The 23,146-nt window shown below is 72.1% G+C and carries 21 protein-coding genes and 4 tRNA genes; 8 read left to right on the top strand and 17 right to left on the bottom strand.

Features of this window, described 5'->3' with window-relative positions; translation table 11 throughout:
* Positions 1-13 precede the first annotated feature (13 nt).
* From thrS to ACYVID_RS05770, 3 genes are all read right to left on the bottom strand, one after another.
* Positions 14-2,008: a threonine--tRNA ligase gene (gene thrS / locus ACYVID_RS05780; RefSeq protein ID WP_460735490.1), complete on the bottom strand. Its 1,995-nt coding sequence runs from the start codon at positions 2,006-2,008 to the stop codon at positions 14-16.
* Positions 2,009-2,139: 131 nt separating this feature from the next.
* Positions 2,140-2,727: a hypothetical protein gene (locus ACYVID_RS05775; protein ID WP_460735307.1), complete on the bottom strand. Its 588-nt coding sequence runs from the start codon at positions 2,725-2,727 to the stop codon at positions 2,140-2,142.
* A 140-nt stretch (positions 2,728-2,867) separates the two neighbouring features.
* A tRNA-Val gene (locus ACYVID_RS05770) sits at positions 2,868-2,939 on the bottom strand.
* Positions 2,940-3,077: 138 nt separating this feature from the next.
* On the opposite strand from ACYVID_RS05770, the gene ACYVID_RS05765 reads away from it, so the two are divergent.
* Positions 3,078-3,536, top strand: a complete 459-nt coding sequence (locus tag ACYVID_RS05765) for an SsgA family sporulation/cell division regulator (RefSeq protein ID WP_460735305.1) — start codon at positions 3,078-3,080, stop codon at positions 3,534-3,536.
* Between the two features lie 29 nt (positions 3,537-3,565).
* Here the strand turns inward: ACYVID_RS05765 and ACYVID_RS05760 are convergent, their stop codons facing one another.
* The gene (locus ACYVID_RS05760) at positions 3,566-4,384 is read right to left on the bottom strand and encodes an aminotransferase class IV (protein ID WP_460735303.1); all 819 of its coding nucleotides are present in this window, start codon (positions 4,382-4,384) and stop codon (positions 3,566-3,568) included.
* A 142-nt stretch (positions 4,385-4,526) separates the two neighbouring features.
* Between ACYVID_RS05760 and ACYVID_RS05755 the strand changes: the two genes are divergently transcribed.
* The 3 genes from ACYVID_RS05755 (at position 4,527) to ACYVID_RS05745 (ending at position 4,801) form a co-directional block, all read left to right on the top strand.
* Positions 4,527-4,599: transfer RNA gene (locus ACYVID_RS05755), tRNA-Gly, on the top strand.
* 31 nt (positions 4,600-4,630) lie between these two features.
* Positions 4,631-4,704: transfer RNA gene (locus ACYVID_RS05750), tRNA-Cys, on the top strand.
* A 22-nt stretch (positions 4,705-4,726) separates the two neighbouring features.
* Positions 4,727-4,801 (top strand) — tRNA-Val (locus tag ACYVID_RS05745).
* Here the strand turns inward: ACYVID_RS05745 and ACYVID_RS05740 are convergent.
* Positions 4,780-5,628 carry a DUF2510 domain-containing protein gene (locus ACYVID_RS05740; protein ID WP_460735301.1) on the bottom strand — a complete coding sequence of 283 codons (849 nt, stop codon included), beginning with the start codon at positions 5,626-5,628 and terminating at the stop codon, positions 4,780-4,782. The genes ACYVID_RS05745 and ACYVID_RS05740 overlap by 22 nt on opposite strands.
* A gap of 125 nt (positions 5,629-5,753) precedes the next feature.
* On the opposite strand from ACYVID_RS05740, the gene ACYVID_RS05735 reads away from it, so the two are divergent.
* Positions 5,754-6,467 carry an HNH endonuclease family protein gene (locus tag ACYVID_RS05735; RefSeq protein ID WP_460735299.1) on the top strand — a complete coding sequence of 238 codons (714 nt, stop codon included), beginning with the start codon at positions 5,754-5,756 and terminating at the stop codon, positions 6,465-6,467.
* On the opposite strand, the gene ACYVID_RS05730 is transcribed toward ACYVID_RS05735, so the two are convergent.
* From ACYVID_RS05730 to ACYVID_RS05680, 11 genes are all read right to left on the bottom strand, one after another.
* The gene (locus ACYVID_RS05730; protein WP_460735297.1) at positions 6,439-8,265 is read right to left on the bottom strand and encodes an N-acyl-D-amino-acid deacylase family protein; all 1,827 of its coding nucleotides are present in this window, start codon (positions 8,263-8,265) and stop codon (positions 6,439-6,441) included. The two genes, ACYVID_RS05735 and ACYVID_RS05730, sit on opposite strands and share 29 nt — an antisense overlap.
* 82 nt (positions 8,266-8,347) lie before the next feature.
* Entirely contained in the window at positions 8,348-8,752 is a 405-nt protein-coding gene (locus tag ACYVID_RS05725) for a carboxymuconolactone decarboxylase family protein (protein ID WP_460735295.1), read from the bottom strand.
* A complete protein-coding gene (locus ACYVID_RS05720; RefSeq protein ID WP_460735293.1) occupies positions 8,749-9,651 on the bottom strand; it encodes an NAD(P)-dependent oxidoreductase in 903 nt (300 codons plus the stop codon). Before ACYVID_RS05720 ends, ACYVID_RS05725 begins: the two co-directional genes overlap by 4 nt.
* Complete coding sequence (locus ACYVID_RS05715; protein WP_460735291.1) at positions 9,648-10,397, bottom strand: SDR family oxidoreductase; 750 nt, start codon at positions 10,395-10,397, stop codon at positions 9,648-9,650. The genes ACYVID_RS05720 and ACYVID_RS05715 overlap by 4 nt, the downstream gene beginning before the upstream one ends.
* A gap of 132 nt (positions 10,398-10,529) precedes the next feature.
* Positions 10,530-12,014 (bottom strand): aldehyde dehydrogenase, encoded by a 1,485-nt coding sequence (locus ACYVID_RS05710; RefSeq protein WP_460735289.1) that lies wholly within the window; start codon positions 12,012-12,014, stop codon positions 10,530-10,532.
* On the bottom strand, positions 12,011-12,661 hold the full coding sequence (locus tag ACYVID_RS05705) for a nuclear transport factor 2-like protein (RefSeq protein ID WP_460735287.1): 651 nt from the start codon (positions 12,659-12,661) through the stop codon (positions 12,011-12,013). The genes ACYVID_RS05710 and ACYVID_RS05705 overlap by 4 nt, the downstream gene beginning before the upstream one ends.
* A complete protein-coding gene (locus tag ACYVID_RS05700) occupies positions 12,654-12,872 on the bottom strand; it encodes a ferredoxin (RefSeq protein WP_460735285.1) in 219 nt (72 codons plus the stop codon). The genes ACYVID_RS05705 and ACYVID_RS05700 overlap by 8 nt, the downstream gene beginning before the upstream one ends.
* Positions 12,869-14,278 carry a cytochrome P450 gene (locus tag ACYVID_RS05695; RefSeq protein WP_460735283.1) on the bottom strand — a complete coding sequence of 470 codons (1,410 nt, stop codon included), beginning with the start codon at positions 14,276-14,278 and terminating at the stop codon, positions 12,869-12,871. Before ACYVID_RS05695 ends, ACYVID_RS05700 begins: the two co-directional genes overlap by 4 nt.
* Complete coding sequence (locus tag ACYVID_RS05690) at positions 14,275-15,057, bottom strand: SDR family oxidoreductase (RefSeq protein ID WP_460735281.1); 783 nt, start codon at positions 15,055-15,057, stop codon at positions 14,275-14,277. Before ACYVID_RS05690 ends, ACYVID_RS05695 begins: the two co-directional genes overlap by 4 nt.
* Before the next feature lies 1 nt (position 15,058).
* Positions 15,059-16,303, bottom strand: coding sequence for a cytochrome P450 (locus ACYVID_RS05685; protein ID WP_460735279.1), 1,245 nt, complete (start codon positions 16,301-16,303; stop codon positions 15,059-15,061).
* The gene (locus ACYVID_RS05680) at positions 16,300-16,887 is read right to left on the bottom strand and encodes a TetR/AcrR family transcriptional regulator (protein WP_460735277.1); all 588 of its coding nucleotides are present in this window, start codon (positions 16,885-16,887) and stop codon (positions 16,300-16,302) included. Before ACYVID_RS05680 ends, ACYVID_RS05685 begins: the two co-directional genes overlap by 4 nt.
* Positions 16,888-17,004: 117 nt before the next feature.
* On the opposite strand from ACYVID_RS05680, the gene ACYVID_RS05675 reads away from it, so the two are divergent.
* The 3 genes from ACYVID_RS05675 to ACYVID_RS05665 are packed head-to-tail and all read left to right on the top strand — an operon-like array spanning position 17,005 to position 20,870.
* Entirely contained in the window at positions 17,005-18,504 is a 1,500-nt protein-coding gene (locus ACYVID_RS05675; protein WP_460735275.1) for an ABC transporter substrate-binding protein, read from the top strand.
* Positions 18,504-19,757, top strand: coding sequence for a hypothetical protein (locus ACYVID_RS05670; protein WP_460735273.1), 1,254 nt, complete (start codon positions 18,504-18,506; stop codon positions 19,755-19,757). Before ACYVID_RS05675 ends, ACYVID_RS05670 begins: the two co-directional genes overlap by 1 nt.
* 45 nt (positions 19,758-19,802) lie before the next feature.
* Positions 19,803-20,870 carry an NAD-dependent epimerase/dehydratase family protein gene (locus tag ACYVID_RS05665; RefSeq protein WP_460735271.1) on the top strand — a complete coding sequence of 356 codons (1,068 nt, stop codon included), beginning with the start codon at positions 19,803-19,805 and terminating at the stop codon, positions 20,868-20,870.
* 40 nt (positions 20,871-20,910) lie between these two features.
* Here the strand turns inward: ACYVID_RS05665 and katG are convergent, their stop codons facing one another.
* Entirely contained in the window at positions 20,911-23,136 is a 2,226-nt protein-coding gene (katG, locus tag ACYVID_RS05660; protein WP_460735269.1) for a catalase/peroxidase HPI, read from the bottom strand.
* Between the last annotated feature and the right edge of the window lie 10 nt (positions 23,137-23,146).

Here is a 23,146-nt window from a genome sequence, read left to right as displayed (position 1 = left end):
GAGACCCGCCGCGTCAGACCTGCTCGCGCGAGGCCACCGCCGCGGCGACCCGGGCGATCGCCTCCTCGACCGGGACGCCGTTGTCCTGGCGGCCGTCGCGGTAGCGGAAGGACACCGCGCCCGCCTCGACGTCGTCGTCGCCGGCGATCATCATGAACGGCACCTTCTGCAGCTGCGCGTTGCGGATCTTCTTCTGCATCCGGTCGTCGGAGTCGTCGACCTCGACCCGCAGGCCCTGCACCTTCATGCGGCGCGCGATGTCGTGGAGGTAGTCGTGGTGCCGCTCGGCGATCGGGATCGCCTCCACCTGCACCGGGGCCAGCCACGGGGGGAAGGCCCCGGCGTAGTGCTCGACGAGCACGCCGAAGAACCGCTCCAGGGAGCCGAACTTGGCCGAGTGGATCATCACCGGCTGGTGCTTGGCGCCATCGGCCCCGTTGTACTCCAGCTCGAAGCGGGCCGGCTGGTTGAAGTCGTACTGGATGGTCGACATCTGCCAGGTGCGCCCGATGGCGTCGCGTGCCTGGACGGAGATCTTGGGTCCGTAGAAGGCCGCGCCTCCGGGGTCGGGCACGAGCTCCAGGCCCGAGGCGACCGCCACGTCCTCGAGCACCTTCGTGGCGACCGCCCAGTCCTCCTCGGAGCCGACGAACTTGTCGGGCTTGGAGTCGTCGCGGGTCGAGAGCTCGAGGTAGAAGTCGTCGATCCCGAAGTCGCGCAGCAGGCCGAGCACGAAGTCGAGCAGGTGCTTGATCTCGCCCGGCGCCTGCTCGGCGGTGACGTAGGAGTGCGAGTCGTCCTGGGTCAGGCCACGCACGCGGGTCAGGCCGTGCACGACGCCGGACTTCTCGTAGCGGTAGACCGAGCCGAACTCGAAGAGCCGCAGCGGCAGCTCGCGGTAGGACCGGCCGCGCGAGCGGTAGATGAGGTTGTGCATGGGGCAGTTCATCGGCTTGACCATGTAGTTGCTGCCCTCGAACTCCATGGGCGGGAACATGGTGTCCGCGTAGTACGGCAGGTGGCCCGAGGTGTAGAAGAGCTGGTCCTTGGTCAGGTGCGGGGTGCCGACGTACTCGAAGCCCTCCTCGATGTGGCGCTGGCGGACGTAGTCCTCCATGACCCGCTTGATCACCCCGCCCTTGGGGTGGAAGACCGCGAGGCCGGAGCCGATCTCGTCGGGGAAGGAGAAGAGGTCCAGGTCGCGCCCGAGCTTGCGGTGGTCGCGCCGCTCGGCCTCCTCGATCCGGTGCAGGTGCGCCTCGAGCGCCTCCTTGGACTCCCACGCGGTGCCGTAGATGCGCTGGAGCTGCTTGTTCTTCTCGTTGCCGCGCCAGTACGCCGCCGCGGACCGCATCAGCTTGAAGGCGGGGATCCGCTTGGTGGTCGGCAGGTGCGGACCGCGGCACAGGTCGGACCAGGCCACCTCGCCGTTGCGGCGCACGTTGTCGTAGATCGTCAGCTCTCCGGCGCCCACCTCGGCGCTCGCCCCCTCGGCGGCGTCCTCGGCGTTGCCGGAGCCCTTGAGCCCGATCAGCTCGATCTTGTACGGCTCGTCCTGCAGCTCGTCGATCGCGTCGGCATCGGTGGTGACCCGGCGCTCGAAGCGCTGGCCCTCCTTGATGATCTTGCGCATCGCGGTCTCGATCTTGGCGAGGTCCTCCGGCACGAAGGGGGTCTCGACGTCGAAGTCGTAGTAGAAGCCGTCGGTGATCGGCGGGCCGATGCCGAGCTTGGCCTCGGGGTAGAGCTGCTGGACGGCCTGGGCCATCACGTGCGCGCAGGAGTGGCGCAGGATGTCGTGGCCGTCCTTGCTGTCGATCGGGACCGACTCGACCTCGTCGCCGTCCACGAGCACGTAGGAGAGGTCCTTCAGGCTCTTCTCCTGACCGGGGGCGCCCACCCGCGCGGCGACGACCTCGGTGTCGTCGGCGAACAGCTCCCACGCCTTCGTGCCCGTGGTGACCGTCCGGTCCTGACGCTCCCCGGCGTGGACGCGGACGATGCTCATCTCGGACACGGTGGTGCTCCTCTGCTGCGGGGGTCCCCGTGGTCGGGGCGTCCGAGCAGGGTATCGAGCGGCCGCAGCGCCACCCCACCCGATATCGGGTCGCTCTCGCCGCGCCTCGGGAGCGGTGCGGGTCAGCCGCGCTCGACAGCCTCGGTGACGGCGTACGCCGACTGCTCCGTCGCGTAGCGGTCCTTCGGACCCAGCCCGGTCGCCGACACCTCGGCCCGGTCGCCGTTGAGTCGCTCGCGCAGGGTGATCGTCACGGTGCCGCCCGCGAGGTCCCAGTCGGCCTCGACGTCCTGGACCTTGCCGCTCATCTCGGCGCTGCCGTCGCTCCACACCCCGCGCACGACCGGCTCGTCCCCGACGAGGGTGGTCTCGACCGCCACCCGCACGTCGCGGGTCTGCCAGCGGTAGAGCACCAGCAGCCGGTCGCTGGCGACCAGCTCCGGCACCTCCAGCGTCATCGTGAGCGCATCGGCGTCGAAGGCCAGGTCCAGCCCCTCGACCACCGCGGGGTCCGGGTCCACGGACGGCTCGGCGCTGGGCTCGCTGCTGGGCTCGGGCTGCTCCGAGGGCTCCTCTGACGCCGTGGGCGAGGCGCCGGCGGAGTCGGTCGCGACCTCGGTGCCGGGGTCCGCACTCTCGGAGCCGCACGCGGTCAGGGTCACGGCGAGGGCGAACGGGAGGACGGCGGACGCGAGGAGTCGGCGGCGCATGTCCTCACCATGGCAGCAAAGGAACAGAGCCGCACGCGTCTGCGTACGGCTCCGTGTCGGTGGGGGATACCGGATTCGAACCAGTGACCTCTTCGATGCGATCGGCAGAGCCGCGCTACCACTCAGGTGCCAAGCAAGGGTGGGCGATACTGGGTTCGAACCAGTGACCTCTTCGGTGTGAACGAAGCGCGCTACCACTGCGCCAATCGCCCGTGCGGTGGCCGACTGTAGCGCATGGCGCACCCCTGCTCCGCATCGGCGTCGAGCACCTGGAGAAACTCCGCAGGATTCCGCGTCATGGGCCGATCGGAAGCACGTCTCCCCGCCAGAGACGACAGCCAGGAGGACCGATGCACAACCACCCCGACCCCACCCACGGCCACGTGACCGGCCCGGTGACGGTGCTGGTCAGCGAGGTGCGCATGGTGTCCCTGGAGGTCCCCGGCGAGCGCGGCGGCGAGGTGCCGGTCTCGCTGACCTACGACCCCCAGGACCCGTACGCCGTCGCGCTGGTCTTCCACACCGCCGAGGGCGACGTGACCTGGATGGTCGCCCGCGAGCTGCTGGTCGTGGGGGCCGGCAGCCCGACCGGCGACGGCGACGTCATGGTCTGGCCGGCCCTGACCCCTGACCTGGACGACGCGGTGGTCATCCGACTCCAGGCGCCGGGCGGGCGGCTGGTGCTGCGGCTGGACATGGCCGAGCTCGACGACTTCCTGGCCCGCACGCTCGCGCTGGTGCCGCTCGGCACCGAGTCCGACCACCTGGACCTCGACGCGCTGGTGGCCGACCTGCTCCAGGGCGCCTGAGCCCCGGCAGCCCTCACCCTCAGAAGTCCTCAGAAGCCCTCGGGCTTCCTCAGCGCCCACGTGCGCGCGACCTCGAGGGTGAGCGGCCCCGGGTGGTCCCACGTCCGACCGTCCCAGCGCAGCACGGGCTGCACGTCACGGGTGGTCGAGACCAGGAAGACCTCCGAAGCACCCGCCGCCACCTCGGCCAGGGGCGCGTCGACCTCGACTCCCCCGCACCACTCGAGCACGAGCGCACGGGTCACCCCGGCCAGGCAGCCGCTGGCCAGCGTGGGGGTCCGCAGCTCGCCGTCGGTCACGTAGAAGACGTTGGAGCCGGTGCCCTCGCACAGGTCGCCGACGGTGTTGGCCAGCAACGCCTCGTCGGCTCCCTGTCGCTGGGCGTGGGCGAGGGCGATGACGTTCTCGGCGTACGACGTCGTCTTGAGCCCGGCGGTCGCGCCGCGCTCGTTGCGGGGCCAGGGCACGGTGACGACTGCCGCCGAGGCGGCGGCGGGCGCCATGGGGACGGCCACCACCACCACGGTCTGGCCCTCGTCCCCCCGGCCGGAGCCCAGGGGCGCGGGCCCTCCGGTGACGGTGATGCGCAACCGCCCGAGCGGCAGGTGCTCGGCGTCCAGCACGGCCCGCACGCCCTCCTCCACCAGCGGGCGGTCCGGTGCCTCGAGACCGAGGCCGAGGGCGCTGCGCTCGAGCCGGTCCAGGTGCGGGCCGAGGGCGAACGGCCGGCCGTCGACGACCTTGACCGACTCGAAGACCCCGTCGCCGACGGTGAGGCCGTGGTCGGTGACGCGGACCGCTGCGGCGGTCGGGTCGAGGAGCAGGGAACCGTCCACCCAGGCGTGCATGGCGGTCACTGTAAGCCGCTGGTCAGCGGGCTGTTCACGGTCCTGTCAGGGGGCCGAAACGCCGTGGTGACCCGGATTTGGCGCGGTCTGGGCCATGGGCTACTGTTTCCGTCGTTCGCCAGGGGCAACCCTGGGGAAGCAAGCGGACGTAGCTCAGTTGGTAGAGCGCAACCTTGCCAAGGTTGAGGTCGCGAGTTCGAGCCTCGTCGTCCGCTCGGAGAGGTCTCTCCATTGTTTGGCCTCCGCGGTGGGTTGGCCGAGAGGCGAGGCAACGGACTGCAAATCCGTGTACACGGGTTCAAATCCCGTACCCACCTCCAGCCCCACCACAACTCAAGACCCGGGCGATTGGCGCAGCGGTAGCGCGCTTCCTTGACACGGAAGAGGTCACTGGTTCAAACCCAGTATCGCCCACCAGCACGAGAGCCCCCGACCTCCTGGTCGGGGGCTCTCGCCGTGCACGGCCCTCGTGGGCCGCTGCTCAGAACGTGTCGTTGATGGTGATCCTGTCGTAGCTGGCCGGCAGGTCGTCGAAGGACGAGCAGTCCACGGTGACCTTGGTGCCGACGGCGACCTCGTCGGTGTAGCAGTCGACGGTGGCCAGCATCTCGTTGCCGGACCAGAGCTTGATCTCGACGAAGGCGCTGTCGGGGGGTGTCCCGGTTGTTGGTGAGCTTGAGCCCCTCGATGTCGGCGTCGTCGACGAAGTCACCGACCACCGACCACCCGGGGTCGTAGTCGAAGCCGGAGACCTCGAAGGCCTCTCCCTCGGTGATCTCCAGCGGGTTGTCGGGGCCCCCGGGCTGGTCGTCCTCGCGCTCGATCGTCTCCACGGCCTCGTTGACGGCACCACCGACGAGGGCGACCACGGCCAGGCAGCCGCCACCGAGGACCAGGATCAGCACGCCGATGACGATGAGCACGATCTTCGTGGTGTTGGAGGACCCCGACGAGGGCGTGCCCTGGTAGCCGGGCGCGTAGCCCTGCTGGGGGTACGCCGGGCCGTAGCCCTGCTGCGGGTAGCCCTGCTGGTAGCCGGCGTACCCCTGCGGGTAGCCCTGCTGGGCCGGGTCGGCCTGGGCGGCCTGCGCGGCTTGGGCGGTGGGGTCGGGGTAGTACGTCGGCTGGCCCTCGGGGGCCTGCTGGGCGGGGCCGGGGCGGAAGTGGGCGGTCCACTGCGTGCCGTCCCAGTAGCGCTCGCGACCGTCCGGCTGCAGGTGCCACCCTGCGGGTGCTTGACTCATGGGGCCAACCTAGGGCCGACGCGGCACCGTCGTCCGCACTTCCCGTTCCGCAGCCGCGGGCAGCCGCGGTGCCGCACGGTGCCGCGGTGCGCCGCGGTGTCGGCGGGACGTGGGAGGCTCCGCCCGTGCCCTGCTCCCCCGCCCTCCGCCGCGCGGCTGCCCGGGCGTCCCTGGGGGCGGCGGTCGCCGTGCTGGCGTCGGGCTGCACCCTCCCGGCGACCGACCGTACGCCGTCGGCGGACCCGGCCCCCGTGCGCGAGCTGTCCCCTGCCGACGCGCTCGACGCCCTGGGCCGGCTGCCGCGGACCGACCGGGACCCGGGCGGACCGGCGTACGACCGCGACGCCTTCGGGCCGCCGTGGTCCGACGTGGACGGCAACGGCTGCAACCAGCGCGACGACGTGCTCGTGCGCGACGCCGAGCCCGGCAGCACCACGACGACCCGCCAGGACGGCTGCGACCACGACGTGCTAGCCGGCACGTGGGTCGACCCCTACACCGGGGCGCGGCTGGTCATGACCGACATGAAGGACCCCGCCCAGGCGCAGGCCGTGCAGATCGACCACGTCGTCCCGCTCGCCGAGGCCTGGCGCTCGGGCGCGAGCGGCTGGAGCGCAGCGCGGCGCGAGGCCTTCGCCAACGACCTCGGCGTGCTGGTGGCCTCCGACGGGCCGACCAACGCCGCCAAGGGTGACGACGACCCGGCCGCCTGGCTCCCCCGGGCCCGCTTCCAGTGCGCCTACGTGCTGCGCTGGGTGGCGGTCAAGGACGCCTGGGACCTCGCCGTCGACGACTCCGAGGACGCCGCGCTCAGGCGGGTGCTGGCGCAGTGCCCCTGACCGCGGGCGACGCGTCCGGAGCAGCAGCGGGCGCCGCCGTCGGCTGACCCACCCGCAGGAACGACCCGGTGCGCTGCCGGCCGACGATGTCGGTCGGCTCGCCGTCGCGGACCACCACCTGACCACCGACCATCACCAGCGGCACCGCGGCGTCGTTGCGGTTGACCATCCGGCGCAGCCCGCCGTAGATCTCCACCGGCGCCTCGTGGTACTCCTCCAGCGAGGCGTCCAGGTGGGCCGGGTCGACCACGAGCACGTCGGCACGGTCGCCGACGCGCAGGTGCCCGGCGTCGATGCCGTAGAAGTCCGCGAGCTCGCCGGTGAGCCGGTGCACGGCCTGGGCGACCGTGAGGAACGGCCGACCGGCGACCTCGGCGTCGCGCACGTGCTTGAGCAGCCGCAGCCCGAAGTTGTAGAAGGCCATGTTGCGCAGGTGCGCACCGGCGTCGGAGAAGCCCATCTGCACGTGCGGGCTCTGCGCCATCCGCTGCAGGACCTTCGGGCGGTGGTTGGAGATGGTGGTGCGCCAGCGCACGGCGGTGCCGTGCTCGAGGACGAGGTCGAGGAAGGCGTCGACCGGGTGGAGTCCGCCGCGCTCGAGGCCGACCTGGCCGAAGGACTTGCCGATGACCGAGGCGTCGGGACAGGCCACGATCTCGGCGTCGAAGAAGTCGCGGTGCCACACCCGCGGGCCGTACTTCGACTCGTAGTCCTTGCGGAAGGCCCGGCGGTACTCCTCGGAGCGGAAGAGCTCCTCGCGCGCGGCCTGCTCCTGCAGGTGCAGCGCGGTCGCCCCCGAGCCGAACTCCTCGAAGATCACCAGGTCGATGCCGTCGGCGTACACCTCGAACGGCACGGGCAGGTGCTGCCAGCGGAAGTCGGCGCCGAGGCGGTTGACCACGCCGCCGAGCAGGTTCATCAGGTGGATGACGAAGGGGATGGCCTTGATGTCGGCGGCCGAGAGCAGGCTGGTGCGCAGCGCCGGCTGCTTGCCCCAGCCGATCGAGCCGAGCGCCTGGGTGACGATCGTGTGCGGGTGGCTGGCGTCGGGGCCGGCCTGCAGCACCCGGCCGCGGCGACGCAGCAGCGAGCGCAGGGGGCGCATCTCGCGGCGCTTGGCGTAGGTCGAGGGCAGCGTGCGCGAGCGGCACAGGTCGCCGTCGAGCTTGTCGAAGAGCAGCTGCTGGGCCGACATGCCCACGAAGCCGGCGTCGAGGGCGTCGCCGAGCATCCGCTCCATGCGCGCGACCTCCGAGCGGCTGGGTCGCACCTCCTTGCGGGTCGCGCGGTCCAGGCCCATGACCGCGGCGCGCAGGTCGGAGTGGCCGACGAAGGCCGCGAGGTTGGGGCCGAGCGCACGGCGCTCGAGCGCCTCGACGTACTCCGCCGGGCCGTCCCAGCCCTCGCCGGCGTCGCGCAGCCGCTGCAGCGCCCCGATGACGTGCTCGCGCGGGATCGCCTCGACCCGGCCGAAGAGGTCACCGGCGTCGACCGGGTCGACGTGGACGGTGGAGAGCGAGCAGGAGCCGAGCAGCAGCGTCGTGATGCCGTGCCGCAGGGACTCCGAGAGCCCCGGGCCCTCGAGCACCTCCACGTCGTAGTGCGTGTGGATGTCGACCATCCCCGGCATCACCCAGCGGCCCGTCGCGTCGACGACCTCGGTGCCGGGGCCTGCCTCGAGCGGGTCCACGGACACCTCGACGACGCGGCCGTCGCGGATGCCGAGGTCGCGGATCGAGGGTGCGGCGCCGGTCCCGTCGAACCAGAGGCCGCGGCGGATGACGGTGTCGTAGCTCACAGGAGGATTCAAGAGGGGTCCTAGGGGTCGGTCAAGAGCTCTGGCACAGATTCTGACAGGAGGGCCTGCCCGACTGGACCGGTCAGTTCCCGGCCTGGTCCCGGGCGCGCTCGGCCTTGCCGATGGCGTCCTCGACGACGGCGTTGAGCTTCGCGCCATCGGGCCAGCCGGCGTAGTGGCAGACCATGATCACGACCTCCCGGAGGGCCGCGTCGTCGAGCTCGCCGTTGGCGAGGGCGGCCGGCACCTGGATGCCGAGCACGTCGGCGTACCCCTTGCCGGCGAGCAGGCCGATGAGCAGCAGTCGGCGGTCCCGGTCGGAGAGCCCGGGGCGCTGCCAGACGTCACCGAAGAGGTGGTCGGCGGTGTAGCGGAAGAAGTCGCCCTCGCCGTCGGACATCTCGAAGCCGTAGACCTGCTCCATCTTCTCCAGACCGCGGCGGCGGGTCTCGGGCAGGTGATCGAACTTGCCGGGACGGTCGGTCACGGGTGCTCCTCGGTCGCGGTGTCGTCGGCGGCGGGGTCGGCCAGGAGGGGAGAGTGCGGCATGCCCAGCCCGGGGGCGAGGCGCTCGAGCGCGAGGCGGGCCAGCGGCACGTCGACACCGAGCTCGTCGGCCAGCGCCGTGGCGAAGGTGAGGTCCTTCTCCCCCAGCGCGACGACGTGCTCGAAGACCCCGAACCAGAAGTCGTCCTCGGCGATGGGGGCGGTCGTCTCGCGGTGCATGATCGCGCCCGGGCCGCCGGTGACGGCGTCGGTGTGGCGCACCACGTCGCCGAGCGCGCGCAGGTCCAGGCCGGCGGCCTCCGCCAGCCGCTGGGCTTCGGTCGCGGCGGTGAACGCCACGAAGTGCATGAGGTTGCGGGCGAGCTTGAAGCGCGTGCCGGCCCCGATCGGCCCGGCGTGCACGACCTTGCTGCTCATCGCCGCGAGCACCGGGTGGGCGGCGGCGAAGGCGTCGTCGCTGCCCCCGACCAGGATCGCCAGGGTGCCGGCCGCCGCGCCCATGCCGCCGCCGGAGACGGGGGCGTCGAGCACGCGCACCCCGTGCCGGGCGGCGGTCACCTCGAGGGCGCGCGGGGTGTCCGGCGCGACCGTGGAGTGCACCACGACGGTCAGCCGGTCCCCCGCGACACCGAGGACCTGGCCCATGACGTCGCGCACCTGCTCGTCGTCGCGCACCATCACGCACAGCACGTCGCAGTCGGCAGCCAGCTCGGGCACCGACGAGGCGACGGTGGCGCCGGCGGCGGCCAGCTCCTCGAGGGGGCCGGGCGCGACGTCGTGCACCCCGAGGGAGATCCCGTCGGCCGCCGCGAGCCGCAGCGCCATCGGCTTGCCGATGTTGCCGAGGCCGACGAAGCCGACCTGGAGACCCGCGCTCACAGGCGGAAGGTCTGGCCGCCGTCGACGGCCAGGATCTGCCCGGTCACCCACGAGGCCTCGTCGGAGAGCAGGTAGAGGCAGGCGCCGACCATGTCCTCGACCCGGCCCATCCGCTTGAGCGCGAGGCTGGTGCGGACGATGTCCTTGGCGGCGTCGCCGGCCTGGACCCGCGTGGCCTCGGTGTCGGTGGGCCCGGGAGCGATGGCGTTGACCCGGATGCGCATGCCGCCGAGCTCGTGGGCCAGCTGCTGGGTCAGGCCGTTCACGCCGACCTTGGCCAGGCCGTAGAACCCGGAGTAGAGGTAGGCCGCGGTCGAGGACTGGTTGACGATCGCGCCCCCGCCCCGCTTCTGCATCTCCGGGTAGACCGCCCGTGTCATCACCAGCGCGCCGTCCATGTTCACCGACATGAACTTCTTGTAGTAGTCCCAGTCGACGCTGATGAGCAGGTCGAAGGCCATCTCGCCGTAGATCGCGGCGTTGTTGACCAGCAGGTCGATCCCGCCGTACGCCGCGGTGACGGCCTCGACCATGGCCGCGGCGGACTCGTGGCTGCTGACGTCGGTGCGCACGAACATCGCCGTGCCGCCGTCGGCCTCGACCTGCTTGGCCACCTGCTCGCCGGCCTCGGCGTTGAGGTCGGCGACGACCACCTTCGCGCCCTCGGCGGCGAGCGCCCTGGCGTAGGCCTCGCCGATGCCCTGGGCCGCGCCGGTGACGACGGCGACCTTGTCGTGGAATCTCATGCTCGTCTTCTCTCTCATCTGCCTGTTGTCGCCGTTCCTAGGTACGTCACGCGGTCTCGACACGCCGTCGCGACCTCGTGCCTCGGTCGCGGGCTTGCTCGACCCGCTCGCCTGTTTCCCGCTTGAGCAAGCTCAAGCGGGAAACGCGAGCGTCTTCGTCTCGAGGTACTCCTCGAAGCCGGCCACGCCCATCTCGCGGCCCAGGCCGGACTGCTTGTAGCCGCCGAACGGGGCATCCGGGCTGAACCAGACCCCGCCGTTGACGGAGACGGTGCCGGTGCGGATGCGGCGGGCCACGGCGGCGGCCCGCTCGGGGTCGCCGGCGGTGACCGAGCCGGAGAGGCCGAAGTCGGACTCGTTGGCGATCCGCACCGCGTCGTCGTCGCCGTCGTGCGGGATCACGACCAGGACCGGCCCGAAGATCTCCTCCTGGGCCAGCCGGCTGCTGTTGTCCAGGCCCGCGACCACGGTCGGCTCGACCCACCAGCCGCCGGCGAGCTCGCCGTCCTTCTCCTGCACGTGGCCACCGGTGGCGAACCTGCCGCCCTCCTCCTCGGCGAGACGCAGGTAGGCCTCGACCCGGTCGCGCTGCACGCGGGAGATCACCGGGCCGCAGATCGCTCCCTCGTCGGCCGGGTCGGCGGTGCCGATCGCCGCCATCGTGTCCGCGGCCGCCTGCACGGCGACGTCGTACTGCTCGCGGGGCACCACGAGCCGGGTCGTGAGCGCGCAGCCCTGGCCGGCGTGGATGCAGACGGTGAAGGCGGTGCCGGCTGCGGCGGAGGCCACGTCGGCGTCGTCCAGGACGACCGCGGCCGACTTGCCGCCGAGCTCGAGGAAGACCTTCTTCAGCGTGGGTGCGGCCGCGGCCATGATCGCGCGCCCGGTCGCGGTGGACCCGGTGAAGGAGACCATGTCGACGCGGGGGTCGGAGGTCAGACGGGCGGCCACCTCGTTGGACCGCGGCGTGACGACGTTGAGCACCCCGGCGGGCATGTCGGTGCGCTCGGCCACCAGGCGCCCGAGCTCCGCGGCCACCCACGGGGTGTCCGGCGCGGGCTTGAGGACGACGGTGCAGCCCGCAGCCAGGGCCGGGCCGATCTTGGCCAGGTTGATCTGGGTCGGCACGTTCCACGGCGAGATCGCCGCGACCACCCCGACCGGCTCGCGCCGCACGGTGCGCCGCGTGGGGATCCCCATCGGGGCGGCCTCGCCCAGGTCGGTCTCGAACGCGTAGCCCTCGAGCAGGTCGGTGACCCACCTCAGCCCCTCGACCGGCACGTCGAAGCCGGCCGCCATCATCATGAAGCCGGGCATGCCGACCTCGGCGGTGGTGAGGGTCTTGAGCTCCTCCGCCTCCTCCAGCAGCGCCGCGTGCAGCTGGCGCAGGCAGCGCACGCGCAGGTCGCGGTCGGTGGCCCAGTCGGACTCGTCGAAGGCCCGCCGTGCGGCCGCGATCGCCGCGTCGACGTCGTCGGCGGTGCTGTCGGGGGCGACGCCGATCTGCTGGCCGGTGGCCGGGTCGAGGATCGGGTACGTCGCGCCGTCGGACGCGCCGGTCAGCTTGCCGTCCACGAGCTGCTGGGCAGGCGGCAGCGTGATGGTCAAGCGGCTCATGCCCCGGCCCCCTCGTCGAGCACACCCACGGGGGCGGGTGCCTGCGTGACGTACTTCCCCGCCTCGACCGGCGGCGGCCAGACCGTCGAGGGCAGGTCGGCCAGGTGGTAGTGGCCGGGCACGTCGTGGCCGAAGACCTTGACCCGCTCCTGGAGAGTCGCCGGCGCCTTGCCCGAGGAGAGGATCTCCATCATGGTGTGCGCCATCGACCCGAAGTCGAACCAGTCGCGCTGCCAGTCGATCTTCACCTGGCCGGCGTCCGCGCCCTCGGCGACCCGCTTCAGGCCGAACCACGAGCCGCCGAGACCGGTGACCTCGAACTCCTTGCCGGTGCGGTCGTCGATGATCCCCGACATCTGCTTCCACAAGCCGATGACCATGGCCTTCTGCTCGTCCACGACGGTGCACATGTAGTCGTAGTGCCAGCCGTCGAAGCCGTCCATCTCGATGCCGATGGCCCAGTCGCGGACCTGGTCGCGGCCCACCGCCATGAAGTGCTCGTCGGGGGTGAGCATCCAGCCGTAGGTGCAGTCCTCGGCGTACCACTCGGCCATCGGCCGCCAGTCGCCGGAGCGCTCGCAGTCGCGGTTGACCTGCAGCCAGGTCTCCCAGAACTCGTCGATCTCGGCGCGGGTCAGGTCACTCATGGGTCTCCTCCTGGTCAGCGATGCCCAGCGCGAAGGCGGGGCAGTACCTCACGGCCGCCTCGACCTGCGGTCGCAGCGACTCGTCGGGGTGGGCGTCGAGGACCTCGACGACGTCGGCGGCCTCGTCGAAGCCGAAGACGGTCGGCGCCTCGGCCTGGCACATCTGGTGGCCCTGGCAGATGTCCAGGTCGGCCAGGACGTGGAGGCTCATCGCTGCTGCCCCTTCTGCCGCCTCCGGTAGCGGGCGCGGCAGGGGCGCTGGAGCTGGATGACCATCTTGGAGTAGTCGTCGCGGTAGGTCTCGCTCGGCTGCACCAGCTCGAACTCGAAGTCGCGCAGCAGCACCGAGAAGATCGCCTTGATCTGCATCATCGCGAACGCGTTGCCCACGCAGCGGTGCTTGCCGGCTCCGAAGGGGATCCAGGTCCAGCGGTTCTGGAGGTCCTCCTGGCGGCCGTCGAGGTAGCGGCTCGGGTCGAACCTCTCGGGGTCGGGGAAGTCCTCGGCCAACCGGTTCGAGACCCGCGGCGAGGAGGCGACGATCGTCCCGGGCGGGATGGCGTGTCCGGCCAGCTCGATCTCCTCCTGCACCAGGCGCATGAGGATGATCAGCGGCGGGTGCAGGCGCAGCGTCTCCTTGATGACCGACTCCAGCCGCGGGATCGAGCGCAGCGCCTGGAAGGAGACCTCCACCGTCGTGCCGTCGCCCGGGTCGGCGTACAGCTCGTCGAGCTCGGCGACGACCTCGGCCATCCGGTCCGGGTGCCGCATCAGCTCGATCAGGGTCCACGCGGAGGTGCCGGACGAGGTGTGGTGGCCGGCGAAGAGCATCGAGATGAAGACGCCGGTGATGTAGTCGGCGCTCATGTCCAGCGAGATCAGGACGTCGAGCAGGTCACGCTCCTCGCGCGGGACCGTGCCGCGAGCGCGGCGTCGGTCGATGATCCCCTGCACGAGGTCGACGAGGACGGCCCGCGAGCGGTCGCGGATCTCGAAGGACTCCACGCCCTCCATGTAGGCGTCGACGTAGGCCAGCGCGTCGGTGCCCCGCTCCAGTCCGTGGTAGGCCTCGGCGAACCGGGCGTCGATCTCGTCGCGGAACGGCAGCCCGACCAGGCAGGCAGCCGTGTTGTAGATCGTGAGCTCGGCGAAGAAGTCGAGCAGGTCGACCTCGCCCTCGTCACCCCACTGCGCGACCATCCGGTTGATCTCGTTCTCGATGGTGCGGGCGTGCCCGCGCATCTGGTCACCGCGCAGCGCCTGGTTCTTCAGCGCCTGCTGGCGCTCCTCGGGCGAGGCGTCGAAGACCACGCCCTCCCCGAAGATCGGCGTCATGAAGGGGTACGCCGCCGCCTGGTCCAGCGTGGTGTCCGGCGCCTTGAAGAACTGCTCGTTGACCTCGGCGCCGGTGACCAGGACGACGTCCTTGTCGACCAGCCGGAATCGGCCGATCTCGCCGCACTCGGCGTGCACGCGCTCCAGCAGCGCGACCGGGTCGGTGCGCAGCTCGGCCAGGTGCCCCCAGCCGTCCTCGTCGGGGATCGCGAAGGAGACCTCCGGGATCGCCTCGATGGCGGCCGGCCGCTGGTGCGGCGGACGCTCGTGGGTGGTCGTCACATGTCCTCCACTGGGGCTTCGGGCGAGACCTCGACGAGGTTGAGGTGGACCCCGCGAGGGGCGTCGAGGATGGCGCGGATGGCATCGGCGTGCGGCTGGGGCTGCAGGAAGTGCGGGTGCCGGGCGTGGCCGAAGCGGCCCCAGGCGTCGAGGACCTTGGCGGCCTCGGCGGGGTCCCAGTCCATGCCCATCTCGCTCCACGTGGGGCCTGGCCGCACGATCGAGACGCGGACGCCGGTGCCCTCGAGCTCCATCTGCATGGCGTGGGCCAGGCCCTCCAGGCCCCACTTGCCGGCGGTGTAGGCACCCATGAAGGGGCGGGCGCGCACGGCGACGTCGCTGGAGAGGACCACGAGGTCCCCGCGGCGGCGCTCGACCATGCCGGGCACGAAGGCCCGCACCAGCCGGTGGGTGCCGACGACGTTGACCTCGAGCTCACGGGAGATCCGGTCGCTGTCGACCTCGTGGATCGTGCCCGGGGCCAGCTGGGCAGCGCCGGAGACGACCGCCTCGACCTCGCCGAGGTCGGCCACGACCTTGGCCGCGAACTCCTCCACCGACTCCGTGGAGGCGACGTCGAGCCGGTGCCCGACCGCCTCACCACCGGCGTCGCGGACCTCCTGGACCAGCTCGACCAGCCGCTCCTCGCGCCGTGCGCCCAGCGCCACGGGGTAGCCCGCGGCCGCCAGGGTGCGGGCCGTGGCGGCACCGATGCCCGAGGAGGCACCGGTCACGACGACCGGCCGCCGCTCGGGGCGGGCGTACTTCTCGCGACCCACCTCAGCGCGCCCCGGCCCGAGGGGTGACGGTGATCGGCAGCCGCGCGAAGCCGCGCACGTTGGCGGAGTAGAAGCGCACCGACCGGTCGTGGTGGACCTCGAGGTCGCACACGCGGTCGACCAGGGCCCGCAGGACCAGGCGCGCCTCGAGCCGGGCGAGGTTGGCGCCGAGGCAGAAGTGCCGGCCGCCGCCGAAGCTGACGTGCTCGGCGAGCTCGGCCGGGCTGCGGTGGACGTCGAAGCGGTCGGGGTCGGTGAAGACCCGGTCGTCGTGGTTGGCCGCGCCCAGGGCCAGCAGGAGCTTGCTGCCGGCCGGTGCGGTCACCCCGTGCAGGGACAGGTCGCGGGTCACCAGCCGGGCGACGTACTGGGTCGAGGCGTCGTAGCGCAGCGTCTCCTCCACCCACGGGTCGACGAGCGGACCGGTCGGGTCGGCGAGCACCTCGCGCAGCTGCGCGGGCTCCCCCGAGAGGTGGTGGAGCGCGTTGCCCAGCAGCTTGGTGGTGGTCTCGTTGCCGGCCACGACCATGAGGAAGAGGAAGGCGGTGATCTCGGCGTCGGTCATGCGGCCCGACTCGTCCTCGGCGTTGAGCAGCGCGCTGGTGAGGTCGTCGGAGGGGCGGCGGCGCCGCTCGGCGAGCATGTCGGCGTAGTAGGCGAAGAGCGTCATGCTGGCCTCGATGCCGGCGGGAGGCACGTCGCGCAGGCCGTCCTCGCGGTGCACCAGCAGGTCGGAGAGACGCCGCACCTCGGCGCGGTCGGACTCCGGCACACCCATCATGTCGCTGATGACGTCCATCGGGATCCGCCCGGCCACGTCGGTGATCCAGTCCAGGGAGGGGCCGCGCTCCAGCGCCGCGTCGAGGTACGCCGCCGTCAGCCGCTCCACGGTCGGCGCGAGCTCGCGCACCCGTCGGGGGGTGAAGGCGCGCGAGACCAACCGACGCAGCCGGGTCGCCTCGGGGGCGTCCATCGCCAGGAACGACATCACCAGGTGCGCGTGCTCGTTCCACGCGCTCGCGTCGAGGGTGACCCCCATCCGGTTGGAGAAGCCCTCGTCGTCACGGGTCGCGCGGTGCACGTCGGCGTGCCTGCTGAGCACCCAGTAGTCGTGCTCGACGTTGTGGAAGAGCGGCGCCTCGTCGCGCAGCAGGCGGTACCACGGCAGCGGGTCGTCCTGCACGGCGTGCTCGTAGATGTCGAAGCCGGCGACGTCGCGCGTGGCCGGCTCGTGGGTCAGCGTCACAGGTGGCCCTCCATGATGGCGGCGACGACGGGGTCGAGGCGGTCGGCGAGGTCGGTGTAGGCGATCAGGCCCATGCCGCTCTGGAGCAGCGCGCCCGAGAAGGCCATGACCAGCGCCTCCAGGACCGCGTCGACGCGGTCCCGCGGCACGTCGTCGCCGATGGCTACGGCGAAGCGGGCCAGGAACTCCCCGCCGATGCGCAGCCGCAGCCGCTCCACGTCGGGGTCCGAGCTCAGCAGCGCCGGGGTGACGGCGGCGGCGAGCTCGGGTGCCGCGGCCATGTGCTCGCACAGCGCGCGCGTGGTCGAGCGCAGGCGGGCCAGCGCGTCCGTGCCGGTCGGCTCGGGCCGCTCGGCGTCGAGGTAGCGCCAGAAGAGCTCGGCGAAGAGGTGGTTCTTGCTCGCGACGTAGGTGTAGGCCGTGGCGGGCGACACGCCCGCCCGCGCGGCCACCGTCCGCACGGTGAGGGCCTCGTGACCGACCGCCCGCAGCTCCTCGGCCCCGGCCTCGAGCAGCCGCTCGAGGGTCTCGGCGCGGCGACCGTCGACGACCTGCCGCGCGACGATGGACACTTGACTGGACACGTGTCCAAGTTAGAACCTGTTCCAGCAGGAACGCAAGCACCCCGGGACCACGCCCCAGATGTGACCCAGGTCTCAACGTCTCGTTGACCCCGTGAACCCGCCCCCCTCGGAGGCCCCATGCACCGCCCCTCCCGTCGGCCCAAGGCACCACGTCTGGTGCTGGCCTGCTCGGCCGCGCTCGTCCTCGCCCTCACCGCCTGCGGGTCCCGGATCGACGCGGGGACGATGGCCCGGATGAACGGCCAGGGCGTGCTCATCGGGGCCGACGGCCAACCCGTCGTGGCCGAGGACGGCGCCGTCCCCGGGGCCGCGCCCGGCGACCAAGGCTCCGGGGCGGTCGGCTCCGGCGCCAGCGGCGGGGGCACGACCACCGGCGGCACCAGTGGCGGCTCCGGAGGTGGGCCCGCTGCCGGCGGCGACGCTCCGACGGGCAAGGGCGCCACCGCCGCCGACGGCGGTGTCGAGGCGGGGTCGTGCGAGGGCTTCGAGAACTCGACCGGCATCACCGACTCCGAGATCACGATCGCGAACGTCGCCGACATCTCCGGTCCGGTGCCGGGGCTGTTCCAGGCCGCCCAGGACGCCACCAAGGCCTTCGTGACCTACTACAACGCGACCAACAGCAAGGGCATCTGCGGCCGCTCGCTGCGTCTGTCGGCCCTCGACACCCGCTCGGACTCCGCCGGGGACCAGCAGGCCTACACCCGGGCGTGCGCGGAGACCTTCGCCGCGGTCGGCTCGGTCTCGAGCCAGGACCAGGGTGGCGCAGCCACCGCCGAGTCGTGCGGGCTGCCGGACCTCCGCGCGTTCACCGTCACGCCGCAGCGCGCCGAGTGCCCCAGCTGCTTCTCGGCGTACTCCCTCTCCCCCAACCTGCACGCCCGCTCGATCAGCGACTACCTCAAGCAGGCCGAGCGCGAGGGGACACAGGCCCTGTCGATCTACTACGTCGACGTGCCGGCAGCGAAGGTCAACGCCGAGAGCTTCGCCGCGGCCTTCGAGAAGCAGGGGATCACGGTCGTGCGCGTGCAGGGCATCGCCACCTCGGAGTTCAACTACGCGCCCTACGCCCAGCAGATGAAGGACGACGGGGCGAGGATGGTGCAGTACTTCGGGCCCTTCCAGTTCACGATCCGGCTGCAGGAGGCGATGCAGCAGCAGGGCGTGGACGCGCAGTTCGTCACCGACCCCACGGTCTACGACGAGAGGTACGTCGAGCAGGGCGGCGAGGCCGTGGACGGCACGCTGGTCTACTCCGTCACCCAGCTCTTCGACGACACCCGGATCCCCGAGATGGTGCTCTACCGCCAGTGGCTCGAGCGGACCGCGCCCGGCTCCATCCCCAACTACTACGGCCTCTTCGCCTGGTCCGCGGCCCGGCTCTTCGTGCAGAAGGCGACCGAGCTCGGCGGCAAGCTGACCGGGCCTGCCCTCGTCGAGGCCGTGCGCGGCGTCCGCGGGTGGGACTCCAACGGCATCCACGCCCCCATGCAGATCGGGGCCAAGGAGACCCCCGGGTGCATCAAGTTCATCCAGCTCGACGGGGGCACCTGGAAGCAGGTCTCCTCGGGCGACTTCCTCTGCGGACCCGTCTTCGACTCGGGGGTGGGTGGCTGATGGCCGCCGCCCGGTCTCGCTACGCCGACCTCGACCGTGACGAGCTGGCCCGGCTGGTCCCGGAGCTGCTGCTCGTCGGCCAGCTCATCGACCGCTCGGGCATGGCCTGGTGCATCCAGGCCTTCGGCCGCGAGGCCATGGCCGAGATCGCCATCGAGGAGTGGTCCGGCGCCTCGCCGATCTACACCCGGCGCATGCAGGACGCGCTCGGCTACGCACCGCCCGTGGCGGGCGAGGGCGACGTCGTGACGATCTTCAAGGGCCTCCAGCTCGACATCGGCGCTCCTCCCCAGTTCATGGACTTCCGCTACACCGTCCACGACCCGTGGCACGGCGAGTTCCGGCTCGACCACTGCGGGGCGCTCATGGACGTGGAGCCGATGGGTCCCGACTACGTGAGGGCGATGTGCCACGACATCGAGGACCCGACCTTCGACGCCACCGCGGTCGCCACCAACCCGCGCGCCCAGGTGCGCCCGGTCCACCGCCCCCCGCGGGTGCCGGCGGACCGCACCCCGCACTGCGCCTGGACCGTGATCATCGACGCCGCGCACCCGCCGGTCGAGCCGCTGCCGGCGTACTTCGACATCGCGCGGACGCGGGCGGCCTCGCTGGAGCTGGAGCCGATCGACACCAGCACCTCGGCGGACGAGGGTGCTGCCGACTACGCCGGCCCGCTGCTCTCCGACCTCGACTTCTCCGCCTTCTCGCACTCGGCGCTGGTGCGGATCGCCGACGAGGTCTGCCTGCAGATGCACCTGCTCAACCTGTCCTTCGTGCGCGCGGTCCAGGCCCGCGCCGCGAGCGAGGAGCAGGCGCGCGAGATCTGCCGCAAGCAGCTGGTCGGGCTGGCCGGCATCGCCGCGGAACGGTTGCACCGGGTGCTCGACCTCCCCCACGACCGCGCGGGTGCGTTGCGCCTGCTGGCGCTGCACCCGCTGCTCAACCCGGCGGCGTACGTCGACGCGACGGTGGACGGCGGGGGCCTGCACGTGCGCCTCTCACCGGCCCACGAGGACGGCTCCTGGATCGACCTGGTCGGCCCCGGGGAGACCTCGGCGCTGCAGGCGGTGGTGCGCGCGGTCGACCCCCGGTACGACGTCGACCTGGTCGGGTCCGCGCAGGACTGGACCGCGGCGTTGGTCGAGGGCGACCCGGCGTCGGAGGCCGACGAGGTGGCGGTGACCCGGTTCAGCACCGGCTCCTCGTTCGTCTTCGAGCCGCGCCGCTCGCTGCCGATCACCCCGGTCTGAGCCCGGCCCCCGGTCCCCCTCCCGCTCCCCGTCTAGGCTCCCGACGTGCTCACCGACGCTCCCGTCCTCGTCACCGGCGCCTGCGGCCTGGTCGGCCGCGCGACGGTCGCGGCCCTGCGGTCACGCGGCTACCCGGTGGTCGCCACCGACCTCGGGACCCGCGCCAACCGCGACCACGCCGCCTCGCTCCCCCGCGAGCGCGACCTCTACTGGCGCTGGGCCGACCTGACCTCCCCGGAGCAGGCGCGCGGCCTGGTGAAGGCGAGCGCCCCGCGGGCCGTCGTGCACCTCGCCGCGATCATCCCGCCGGCCTGCTACGACGCCCCCGACCTGGCCGAGCGGGTCAACGTCGGCGGCACCCGCAACGTCGTCGAGGCCGTCGCCGCGCACGCCCCGTCGGCGCGGATCCTGCACGCCTCGAGCGTGGCGGTGCACGGCTCGCGCAACCCGCACCGCGGCCTCGGGCTGCTGGGTGCCGACACGCCCCTGGCCCCCAGCGACCTGTACGGCCGGCACAAGGCCGCGGCCGAGGAGATCGTGCGCGCGGCCGCCACGCCCTGGGTCGTCCTGCGGCTGGGCGGGGTGATGACCACCGAGGTGTCCAGCGCCGGCAACGACCCGGCGACGGCGTACTTCTCCGCGGCGCTGCCGGACGACGGACGGATCCAGACCGTCGACGTGCGTGACGTCGCGCGGGCCTTCACGGCCGCGGTCGAGGCCGACGTCCTGGGCGAGGTGCTGATGATCGGCGGCGACGAGAGCCACCGGTTGCTCCAGCGGGAGATCGCCGTCGGCTACACCTCGGCGCTCGGCATGGAGGGTGCGGTGCCGCCCGGGCTGCCCGGCGACCCCGACGACGACACGACGTGGTTCGCCACGGACTGGATGGACACCGCGCGCGCCCAGGAGGCGCTGGACTTCCAGCGGGTCAGCTGGCCGCAGCTGCTCGAGGAGATCCGCCGGCAGGTCGGCTGGAAGCGCTACCTGCTGCGGTTGGCCGGACCGCCGCTGGCGGCGCTGGCGCAGCGGCGCTCGCCGTACGCCGGCACGGGGCAGGAGTACGCCGACCCGTGGGGTGCCGTGGAACGGCGCTGGCCCGCCGCCGCCTCCTGAGGGAGGCGCCGACGGGCCAGCGTGCGGTCCTGGCTGCGGCTCAGCGCAGGTCGAACCGGTCGTTGTCCATGACCTTGACCCAGGCGGCGACGAAGTCGCGGACGAACTTCTCCCGGGCGTCGTCGCTGGCGTAGACCTCGGCCAGCGCGCGCAGGCGCGAGTTGGAGCCGAAGATCAGGTCGACCTCGGTGGCGGTGAACTTCACCTCGTCCGTGGAGGCGTCGCGGATCTCGTAGACGTGCTCCTGGTCCTGCGAGGCCTTCCACACCGTGCCCGGCGAGAGCAGGTTGGTGAAGAAGTCGGTGCTCAGCACGCCGGGGCGCTCGGTGAGCACGCCGTGGTCGGTGCCGCCGACGTTGTTGCCCAGCGCCCGCAGGCCGCCGACCAGGACGGTCATCTCCGGCGCGGTCAGGCCGAGCATGTACGCGCGGTCGACCATGAGCACCTCGGGCTGCTGCTTCTCGCCGGACCGCAGGTAGTTGCGGAACGCGTCGGCGCGCGGCTCGAGGACCCGGAAGGAGTCCGTGTCGGTCATCTCCTGGGTCGCGTCCGTGCGGCCGGGGTGGAAGGGCACGGTGACCTCGACGCCGGCGTCCTTGGCGGCCTTCTCGACCGCGGCCGAGCCAGCCAGGACGATCAGGTCGGCCAGGGAGATGCGGGTGCCGGCGGACTCGAGCTCGGCCTTGATCTCCTCGAGCTTCTCGACCACGGGCACGACCGAGGCGTTGACCTCCCAGCTGCGCTGGGGCTCCAAGCGGATCCGGGCGCCGTTGGCACCGCCGCGCTTGTCGGTCTTGCGGAAGCTCGCGGCCGAGGCCCAGGCGGCCTGGACGAGCTCGGAGACGCTGAGCCCGGAGTCGAGGACCTTGGCCTTGATCGCGGCGACGTCGGACTCCGAGACCAGCTCGTGGTCGACGTCCGGCACCGGGTCCTGCCAGAGCTGGACCGGCGCGACGTCGGGGCCCAGGAAGCGGCTGACCGGACCCATGTCACGGTGCAGCAGCTTGTACCAGGCCTTCGCGAACTCGAGGCGGAACTCCTCGGGGTTGTCGCGGAAGCGGCGGCTGATCTTGTCGTACTCCGGGTCCATCCGCAGCGCGAGGTCGGTGGTGAGCATCGTGGGCTTGCGCTTCGGCGAGTCCGGCGTGGGACCGGGGATGACCGCCTCGGCGTCCTTGGCCACCCACTGCCAGGCGCCGGCGGGGCTCTTCTCGAGCTCCCACTCGTACTGGTACATCAGCTCGAAGTAGTCGTTGCTCCACTGCACCGGGGTGCGGGTCCAGGTGACCTCGAGGCCGGAGGTGATGGTGTCCTCGCCCTTGCCGGAGCCGTGGGCGCTGAACCAGCCCAGGCCCTGCGCCTCGAGCTCGGCGCCCTCGGGCTCGGGGCCGACCAGGTCGGCGTTGCCGGCACCGTGGGTCTTGCCCACCGTGTGGCCACCGGCGATGAGGGCGACGGTCTCGACGTCGTTCATCGCCATCCGGGCGAAGGTCTCGCGGATGTCGTGGGCAGCCTTGAGCGGGTCGGGCTCGCCGTTGGGGCCCTCGGGGTTGACGTAGATCAGGCCCATCTGGACCGCGCCGAGACCCTCGGCCAGCTCCCGCTCGCCGCTGTAGCGCTCGTCGCCGAGCCAGGTGTCCTCGGGACCCCAGAAGATCTCCTCGGGCTCCCAGACGTCCTCGCGGCCGAAGCCGAAGCCGAAGGTCTCCAGGCCCATCGACTCGTAGGCCACGGTGCCGGCGAGGACCAGCAGGTCGGCCCAGGAGATCTTCTGGCCGTACTTCTGCTTGACCGGCCACAGCAGGCGGCGGGCCTTGTCGAGGTTCGCGTTGTCGGGCCAGGAGTTGAGCGGCGCGAAGCGCTGGTCGCCGTCGCCGGCGCCACCGCGGCCGTCGTGGATGCGGTAGGTGCCCGCGGCGTGCCAGCTCAGGCGCACCATGAGGCCGCCGTAGTGACCGAAGTCGGCGGGCCACCAGTCCTGCGAGGTGGTCAGCACCTGCTCCACGTCGCGCTTGAGCGCCGCGACGTCCAGCTTCTTGAACTCCTCGCGGTAGTCGAACGACGGGCCGAGGGGGTCGATCTTGTTGTTGTGGACCGCCAGCGGCGAGAGGTCCAGGGAGTTGGGCCACCAGTCCTTCAGGGTGCGGGGGCGCCCGCCGGTCTTCGGCGTGGGCGAGTCGATGGCCGGGTTCTCGCTCTCCGAACCCTCGGCGGTCACACCGCCCGCGCCGTGGTCGACCGGGCACCGCAGCTCGTTGTCGCTCAATTCTCTGCCT

This window comes from Nocardioides ginkgobilobae, assembly GCF_054781275.1.
This window is presented reverse-complemented; position numbering and strand designations above follow the sequence as displayed.

Bases quoted from the DNA above. Each gene is read 5' to 3' on its own strand.
- thrS (WP_460735490.1), bottom strand. From the start codon at position 2,008: ATGAGCATCGTCCGCGTCCACGCCGGGGAGCGTCAGGACCGGACGGTC.
- ACYVID_RS05775 (WP_460735307.1), bottom strand. From the start codon at position 2,727: ATGCGCCGCCGACTCCTCGCGTCCGCCGTCCTCCCGTTCGCCCTCGCC.
- ACYVID_RS05765 (WP_460735305.1), top strand. From the start codon at position 3,078: ATGCACAACCACCCCGACCCCACCCACGGCCACGTGACCGGCCCGGTG.
- ACYVID_RS05760 (WP_460735303.1), bottom strand. From the start codon at position 4,384: ATGCACGCCTGGGTGGACGGTTCCCTGCTCCTCGACCCGACCGCCGCA.
- ACYVID_RS05740 (WP_460735301.1), bottom strand. From the start codon at position 5,628: ATGAGTCAAGCACCCGCAGGGTGGCACCTGCAGCCGGACGGTCGCGAG.
- ACYVID_RS05715 (WP_460735291.1), bottom strand. From the start codon at position 10,397: ATGAGATTCCACGACAAGGTCGCCGTCGTCACCGGCGCGGCCCAGGGC.
- ACYVID_RS05710 (WP_460735289.1), bottom strand. From the start codon at position 12,014: ATGAGCCGCTTGACCATCACGCTGCCGCCTGCCCAGCAGCTCGTGGAC.
- ACYVID_RS05705 (WP_460735287.1), bottom strand. From the start codon at position 12,661: ATGAGTGACCTGACCCGCGCCGAGATCGACGAGTTCTGGGAGACCTGG.
- ACYVID_RS05700 (WP_460735285.1), bottom strand. From the start codon at position 12,872: ATGAGCCTCCACGTCCTGGCCGACCTGGACATCTGCCAGGGCCACCAG.
- ACYVID_RS05675 (WP_460735275.1), top strand. From the start codon at position 17,005: ATGCACCGCCCCTCCCGTCGGCCCAAGGCACCACGTCTGGTGCTGGCC.
- ACYVID_RS05670 (WP_460735273.1), top strand. From the start codon at position 18,504: ATGGCCGCCGCCCGGTCTCGCTACGCCGACCTCGACCGTGACGAGCTG.